The 6,407-nt window shown below is 71.9% G+C and carries 9 protein-coding genes and 1 riboswitch; of the genes, 1 reads left to right on the forward strand and 8 read right to left on the reverse strand.

Annotated features, from left to right (window positions below; genetic code table 11):
- Positions 1 to 25: 25 nt before the first annotated feature.
- From ACIQOV_RS21840 to ACIQOV_RS21870, 7 genes are all read right to left on the reverse strand, one after another.
- The gene (locus tag ACIQOV_RS21840) at positions 26 to 466 is read right to left on the reverse strand and encodes a PH domain-containing protein (protein WP_359898675.1); all 441 of its coding nucleotides are present in this window, start codon (positions 464 to 466) and stop codon (positions 26 to 28) included.
- Positions 467 to 610: 144 nt separating this feature from the next.
- Positions 611 to 1,459 carry an ATP phosphoribosyltransferase gene (gene hisG, locus ACIQOV_RS21845; protein WP_380543962.1) on the reverse strand — a complete coding sequence of 283 codons (849 nt, stop codon included), beginning with the start codon at positions 1,457 to 1,459 and terminating at the stop codon, positions 611 to 613.
- Between the two features lie 56 nt (positions 1,460 to 1,515).
- Positions 1,516 to 1,788, reverse strand: coding sequence for a phosphoribosyl-ATP diphosphatase (locus ACIQOV_RS21850; RefSeq protein WP_280685086.1), 273 nt, complete (start codon positions 1,786 to 1,788; stop codon positions 1,516 to 1,518).
- Between the two features lie 101 nt (positions 1,789 to 1,889).
- Positions 1,890 to 2,363: a 6,7-dimethyl-8-ribityllumazine synthase gene (gene ribH, locus ACIQOV_RS21855; protein ID WP_359898679.1), complete on the reverse strand. Its 474-nt coding sequence runs from the start codon at positions 2,361 to 2,363 to the stop codon at positions 1,890 to 1,892.
- A gap of 110 nt (positions 2,364 to 2,473) precedes the next feature.
- Positions 2,474 to 3,751 carry a bifunctional 3,4-dihydroxy-2-butanone-4-phosphate synthase/GTP cyclohydrolase II gene (locus ACIQOV_RS21860; protein ID WP_401050841.1) on the reverse strand — a complete coding sequence of 426 codons (1,278 nt, stop codon included), beginning with the start codon at positions 3,749 to 3,751 and terminating at the stop codon, positions 2,474 to 2,476.
- Between the two features lie 5 nt (positions 3,752 to 3,756).
- Positions 3,757 to 4,344, reverse strand: a complete 588-nt coding sequence (locus ACIQOV_RS21865) for a nicotinamide riboside transporter PnuC (protein ID WP_401050842.1) — start codon at positions 4,342 to 4,344, stop codon at positions 3,757 to 3,759.
- Between the two features lie 56 nt (positions 4,345 to 4,400).
- On the reverse strand, positions 4,401 to 5,147 hold the full coding sequence (locus ACIQOV_RS21870; protein WP_401050834.1) for a riboflavin synthase: 747 nt from the start codon (positions 5,145 to 5,147) through the stop codon (positions 4,401 to 4,403).
- A 224-nt stretch (positions 5,148 to 5,371) separates the two neighbouring features.
- Positions 5,372 to 5,499, reverse strand: a riboswitch (FMN riboswitch).
- 237 nt (positions 5,500 to 5,736) lie between these two features.
- On the opposite strand from ACIQOV_RS21870, the gene ACIQOV_RS21875 reads away from it, so the two are divergent.
- A complete protein-coding gene (locus tag ACIQOV_RS21875) occupies positions 5,737 to 5,985 on the forward strand; it encodes an SCO4226 family nickel-binding protein (protein WP_380543954.1) in 249 nt (82 codons plus the stop codon).
- A 9-nt stretch (positions 5,986 to 5,994) separates the two neighbouring features.
- Here the strand turns inward: ACIQOV_RS21875 and ACIQOV_RS21880 are convergent, their stop codons facing one another.
- A complete protein-coding gene (locus ACIQOV_RS21880) occupies positions 5,995 to 6,309 on the reverse strand; it encodes an antibiotic biosynthesis monooxygenase family protein (RefSeq protein ID WP_401050838.1) in 315 nt (104 codons plus the stop codon).
- Between the last annotated feature and the right edge of the window lie 98 nt (positions 6,310 to 6,407).

The following is a 6,407-nucleotide window of genomic DNA, read 5'->3' on the forward strand; positions in this document are numbered from 1 at the left end:
CGATCTGGTGGGGGCGGGTCCGGATTCAGACCCGGGCGTGCTGCTCGACCAGGTCGCGCAGCGCACGGGCGTCCGCGATCGCCCGGTCCTTGCCGACGCCGGACTGGATGCCGACCGCGGCGAGCGAGGTGCCGTCGGCGAGGTCGAGGGTGGCCCACGGGTCGCCCTGGCGGAAGTTGACCCGGACGATCTCGGCCCAGGCGAGCCGGCGGCGGCGGACGAAGTTGACCACCGTCACGCCCTCCGCGTCGGCGCTCACCCGGGGGCGGGCCAGCATCAGGCCGACGCCGGCGAACAGGACGCCGCTGGCCATCATCATGATCCGGTCGTTGAGCTGCCAGTTCTCCGGGAGCAGCACGGCCATCGCGGAGAACAGCGCCACCAGCAGCACGCAGACCGGCAGCAGCACGGCGCGGGTGCGGCGCGGCGCCCAGGTGACGGGGAACTGGACGGGCGGCGTGGACACGTGGGGTCTCCGGGGTGGTTCTGATTGCGGCAGCACGAGGGGCGGGGACGCGGTCGGCGTCCCCGCCCCATTGAACCGTTCTTTACCCGCGGGCCGACGGGCAGGTCACCCGGACGCGCGGTTCGAGGGCGGCGGGCCCCCGGGTCAGAGGCGGCAGGCGTGGATGTTGGTGACCAGGATGGCCCGGGCGCCGATGCCCCACAGGTCGTCCATGATCTGCTGGGCCTCCTTGCGGAGCACCATCGAACGCACCGCGACCCAGCCCTCGGTGTGCAGCGGGGAGACGGTCGGCGACTCCAGGCCCGGGGTGAGCGCGACGGCGGAGCCGACGTTCTCGGCGCGGATGTCGTAGTCCATCAGCACGTAGCGGCGGGCCACCAGCACACCCTGGAGGCGGCGCAGGAACTGCTCCACCCGCGTGTCCTCGCCCGCGCCCTTGGGCCGGATCACCACGGCGTCGGAGATCAGGATCGGCTCGCCGAACACCTCCAGGCCGGCGTTGCGCAGGCTGGTGCCGGTCTCCACCACGTCGGCGATCACGTCGGCGACGCCCAGCTGCACCGCGGTCTCGACCGCGCCGTCCAGCTTGGTGACCGTCGCCTTCACGCCGTGGTCGGCGAGGTGCTGCTCGACCAGGCCGGTGTAGGAGGTGGCGATCCGCAGGCCCTCCAGGCCCTTGACGTCCTCGACGTCCACGCCCTCGGGGCGGGCGAAGCGGAAGGTCGACCCGGAGAAGCCGAGGGCGAGCACCTCCTCCGCGTTGGAGTGCGAGTCCAGCAGCAGGTCGCGGCCGGTGATGCCGACGTCGAGGCGGCCGGAGCCGACGTAGACGGCGATGTCCCGCGGGCGGAGGAAGAAGAACTCCACCTCGTTGTTCGGGTCGACGAGGACGAGCTCCTTGGGGTCCTTCCGCTGGCGGTAGCCGGCCTCATGGAGCATCTCCGCCGCGGGACCCGAGAGAGAACCCTTGTTGGGGACGGCGATGCGCAGCATGGGAGGTTGCTTCCTTACCTGTTGGGAGGATGGGTGTGCTCTGGGGAGCGGGGTGTCTAGAGGTACTTGTAGACGTCGTCGAGCGTCAGTCCGCGGGCGATCATCATCACCTGAACGTGGTAGAGGAGCTGCGAGACCTCCTCCGCCGTCTGCTCGTCCGACTGGAACTCGGCGGCCATCCAGACCTCGGCGGCCTCCTCGACGACCTTCTTGCCGATCGCATGGACGCCCTGCTGGACGAGCTGCGCGGTACGGGAGGACGAGGGGTCGCCGGTGGCGGCCTTCTGCTGGAGCTCGGCGAAGAGCTCCTCGAATGTCTTCGAAGCCATGATGGGGCCACCTTACGGCGTGCGGGCGGACGGACGGTAAACGGTCCCGGAGCGTGGACAGTCCAGTGGACGTCCGTGCTCCGGGACCGGGCGGTTCGTCGTCAGAGCGCCGCGCGCAGGACCGCGGCGGTGGCGACGGCGGCGGTGACGGCCTCGTGGCCCTTGTCCTCGGCGGAGCCGGGCAGGCCCGCGCGGTCGATCGCCTGCTCCTCGTTGTCGCAGGTCAGCACACCGAAGCCGACCGGGACGCCGGTGTCGACGCTGACCTGGGTGAGGCCGACGGTGGCCGCCTGGCAGACGTAGTCGAAGTGCGGGGTGCCACCGCGGATCACCACGCCGAGGGCCACCACGGCGTCGTAGCCGCGCTCGGCGAGGCGCTTGGCGGCGACCGGCAGCTCGAAGGTGCCGGGCACCCGCAGCACGGTCGGCTCGGTGACGCCCAGCTCCTTGAGCGCGCGGTGGGCGCCGTCCAGCAGGCCGTTCATCACCGTGTCGTGCCACTGGGCGGCGACGACGGCGACCTTGAGGTCGGCGGCGCCGTCGATGGTCAGCTCGGGGGCTCCGTGGCCGCTCATGTCTCTTCGTCCGTTCTGTCTGTCCTGCGGGTGCGGGTGGCTGTCGTGCGGGTGGCTGTCGTGCGGGTGGCTGTCGTGCGGGTGCGGGTGGTCAGGGCCCGGGGCCGGGGTCAGGAATCGAGGCCGGGCAGCTCGTGGCCCATCCGGTCGCGCTTGGTGCGCAGGTAGCGCAGGTTGTGCTCGCCGGGCGCGATCTCGACCGCTTCGCGCCCCTTGACCTTGAGCCCGTGCTCGGTGAGCGCGGTCAGCTTCTGCGGGTTGTTGGTGAGCAGGGTGAGCGAGCGGACGCCGAGGTCCACCAGCATCTGGGCCGCGATGCTGTAGTCCCGGGCGTCGGCGGGCAGGCCGAGGTCCAGGTTGGCGTCGACGGTGTCCCGCCCCCGCTCCTGCAGCTCGTACGCGCGCAGCTTGTGGGCCAGGCCGATCCCCCGCCCCTCGTGACCGCGCAGGTACAGCACCACGCCGCGCCCGGCCGCGGCGACCCGCTGCAGCGAGGCCTGCAGCTGCGGGCCGCAGTCGCAGCGCAGCGAGCCGAAGACGTCACCGGTCAGGCACTCGGAGTGGACCCGTACCAGGACGTCCTCGTCGTCCGGCAGCCGGCCCTGCGCGTCCAGACCGCCGGCCACCAGCGCGAGGTGCTCGACGCCGTCGATGGTGCCCCTGTAGCCGACGGCGGTGAACTCCCCGTACGCGGTGGGCAGGGCGGTGACGGCGGCCCGGTCGACGTGCAGCTCGGTACGGCGGCGGTAGGCGATCAGGTCCTCGATGGAGATGATCGCGAGGCCGTGCTCGCGGGCGAAGGCGACCAGCTCGGGCAGCCGGGCCATGCTGCCGTCGTCGTTGACCACCTCGGCGATCGCGCCGGCCGGCGGCAGCCCGGCCAGCCGGGCCAGGTCGACGGCGGCCTCGGTGTGCCCGGGGCGGACCAGCACGCCGCCCTCGACGGCGCGCAGCGGGAAGACGTGCCCGGGACGGGTGAGGTCGCCGGGCTGGGTGCCGGACGAGGAGAGCAGCCGTACGGTGCGGGCGCGGTCGGCGGCGGAGATGCCGGTGTCGACCCCCTCGCGGGCGTCCACCGAGACGGTGTACGCGGTGCCCTTGCGGTCCTCGTTGACCTGGGTCATCGGCGGGAGCTTGAGGCGGTCCAGCTCCTCGCCGGTCATCGGGGCGCAGATCACGCCGGAGCTGTAGCGAACGGTGAAAGCCATCAGCTCGGGGGTCGCGGCGGACGCGGCGAAGACGATGTCGCCCTCGTTCTCGCGGTCCTCGTCGTCGACCACGATCACGGCGCGGCCGAGGGCGATGTCGGCGATCGCCCGCTCGACCGGGTCGAGGACGAGTTCGGGCCCGGATCCGGTGGCGCCGTTGCTGGACTGGTTCTCGGTCATCTCGGTCATACCGTGGCTCCCTGCGGGACGGTGGCGGACTTGGCGCGCGGCTCACGGGTGCTCAGCCACCAGGAACGCAGGCCGAGCAGCACCAGGACGAAGTAGACGGAGTAGGTGAGGCCGGAGAAGGTGTAGCCGCTGTTGAAGGCGAACGGCACGCCGACCGCGTCGACCGCGATCCAGGCGAACCAGAACTCCACCCAGCCGCGGGCCTGGGCGACCATCGCGGCCAGCGTGCCGACGAAGATGTAGGCGTCCGACCAGGGGCTCCAGGACAGGCTGGGGAAGGACGTGAAGAGCAGGGCGAGCGCGACGGTGCCGGCCGCGGTGCCCGCCGCCAGCACGAGCCGCTCGGGCCAACTCGCGAACCGTACGGCGATCGTGCCGCTGTCGCGGCGGCCCCGCCGCCACTGCGCCCAGCCCCAGGCGGCGGTGGCGATCACGATCAGCTGCTTGCCGATCAGGCCGGGAACGTGGCCGCCGAAGTAGGCCGCGATCAGCACGGCGCCGGACAGCAGCTGGACCGGCCAGCTCCAGACCGAGCGGCGCCAGCCGAGCGCGAGCCCGCCGAGGCCGAGGATGTTGCCGAACATGTCGGCCCACTTGACGTGTTCGCCGAGGACGGTGAACGCCTCGCCGCTGAGCCAGCTCACTCGGACTCCCCCGGGGTTCCGTCGACCGGCCGGCCGGACGGGTTGGACAGATACGACAGCTCGGACGGGTCGGACAGGCCCGACGGGCCGGAGAGGTTCGGCAGGTTCGGGAGGGTGCGGGACTCCAGGAGCCGCTCGACGTACTTCGCCAGCACGTCCACCTCCAGGTTGACGCTCTCCCCGACGCCCTTGGCGCCGAGCGTGGTGAGCGCGAGGGTGGCCGGGATGAGACTGACGGTGAAGCTGTCCTGCGCGGCCTCCACCACGGTGAGGCTGACGCCGTCGACCGTGATCGAGCCCTTCTCCACCAGGTAGCGGGAGATGGTCCCGGGCAGCGAGAACCGCAGCACCTCCCAGCGCAGGTCGCCCGCCGCGTCGCGCTCGCCGGGCTCGCGGCTCAACAGCCGCCCGGTGGCGTCGACATGGCCCTGGACGAGGTGACCGCCCAGCCGGTCGCCGAGCGCCATGGCGCGCTCCAGGTTGACCCGGGAGCCGGGCGCCAGTTCGCCGAGACTGGAGCGGTGCAGCGTCTCGGCCATCACGTCGGCGCTGAACTCACCGGTTCCGGCGGCCAGTTCCGCCGGGCCGTCGACGACGGTCAGGCACACGCCGTTGACCGCGATGGAGTCGCCGTGCCGGGCACCCGTACAGACCACCGGGCCGCGCAGGCGGATCCGCGAGGAGTCGCCGATCTCCTGGATCGACACGACCTCGCCGAGCTCTTCGATGATGCCGGTGAACACCCGGGTTCTCCTCGCGCTTGGGGCGCGGACTCCGGGGCGGCATGGGAGATGACACGGACGGGCACCGGCGTACGGACCCGGGACACCACCCGTCGCCGGGGATGCCGAGGCCGCCGGGAGATCGCTCGCCCGGCACGGGAGACACCGCTCCCGTCGTTCACCTGACCGGGGCCCGGAGGACGGTTCTCCGCCACTGGACCCACGGGTACTGCTCTTCGTCCGCCCGCGCACGCCTCCCATCCGGACTTTAACCGTCGGTCCAGGAATTTCACCTGGTCAACCGGCCGCTGGCTGCGGACGGGTCGCGGACTGTAACCGCCGGTTCGGATTTTCACCGACCCCGGAGTGCGCTGAACGTCACTGCTTGATGCCGTCATTGTGCCACGGTCGGCGCAACGGCAGGGAGGCCCCGTGCCTGTGGTCTGTTTCACGGGCGTGCGGGGAATGCGCGGCGGGGTGCCGTCCGCCGCTCGCGCGATCCGGTCCGCGGGCGCGGGCCCAGCGGTCTGGTGGCGCAGGCGGACGGCCGGGGCGAGGCTGGTAGTCGGGGCCCTGCCGATGACACATCGAAGCTACGGAGGCGAGGGCGATGGCGAAGTTCATGGACGTCCACCACGGGATGGCCGGAATCACGGCCGAGCAGCTCAAGCAGGCACACGCGGCCGACCTGGCGATCCAGGGCGAGGAGGGCGTCCACTTCCAGCAGGCCTGGGCGGACCCGGAATCGGGCACGGTGTACTGCCTCTCCGACGCACCGTCCAAGGAAGCCGTGCAGCGGGTCCACGACCGCTCCGGGCACCCGGCGGACGAGATCCATTCGGTGCCGCTGTCGGTGTGAGAGCCCGGCTCAGAGCGTGGCCGGTGCGGCAATCTGCAAGAAGTGGGTGACCTCCGGCGGGTGGGCGAGGTAGCTCAGCTCACCCTCCGACCAGACCGGCCGGATCCGCCACATCGGCCCCGCGTACCCGCGCAGGGCCTCCTCGTCGCGCCAGCGGCTCAGCACCAGCACCCGGTGCCGGTCCTCGGACACCGAGCGCAGCAGCTCACCGCCGAGGCAGCCGTCGGTCCGCCCGAGTTCCGGGATCACCTGGGCGGCCAGGTGCGCGCAGAACTCATCGAGTCGATCGGCGAGGACCTGCCCGGCCCAGATTCTGACGATCACGACCACCACCTCCGGCTGCCCGGCGGGCCTTGTCCCAGTGCTCCCTGGCCCCCATTATGAGCGTGGAACCGCTGGTGGGGACCTTCTTGATCGCGGCG

The organism is Kitasatospora sp. NPDC091257, assembly GCF_044757675.1.
GTDB lineage: Bacteria > Actinomycetota > Actinomycetes > Streptomycetales > Streptomycetaceae > Kitasatospora > Kitasatospora lactacystinica.

Coding starts and splice junctions, on each gene's coding strand:
- hisG (WP_380543962.1), bottom strand. CDS start 1,459: ATGCTGCGCATCGCCGTCCCCAACAAGGGTTCTCTCTCGGGTCCCGCG.
- ACIQOV_RS21850 (WP_280685086.1), bottom strand. CDS start 1,788: ATGGCTTCGAAGACATTCGAGGAGCTCTTCGCCGAGCTCCAGCAGAAG.
- ribH (WP_359898679.1), bottom strand. CDS start 2,363: ATGAGCGGCCACGGAGCCCCCGAGCTGACCATCGACGGCGCCGCCGAC.
- ACIQOV_RS21860 (WP_401050841.1), bottom strand. CDS start 3,751: ATGACCGAGAACCAGTCCAGCAACGGCGCCACCGGATCCGGGCCCGAA.
- ACIQOV_RS21865 (WP_401050842.1), bottom strand. CDS start 4,344: ATGTTCGGCAACATCCTCGGCCTCGGCGGGCTCGCGCTCGGCTGGCGC.
- ACIQOV_RS21875 (WP_380543954.1), top strand. CDS start 5,737: ATGGCGAAGTTCATGGACGTCCACCACGGGATGGCCGGAATCACGGCC.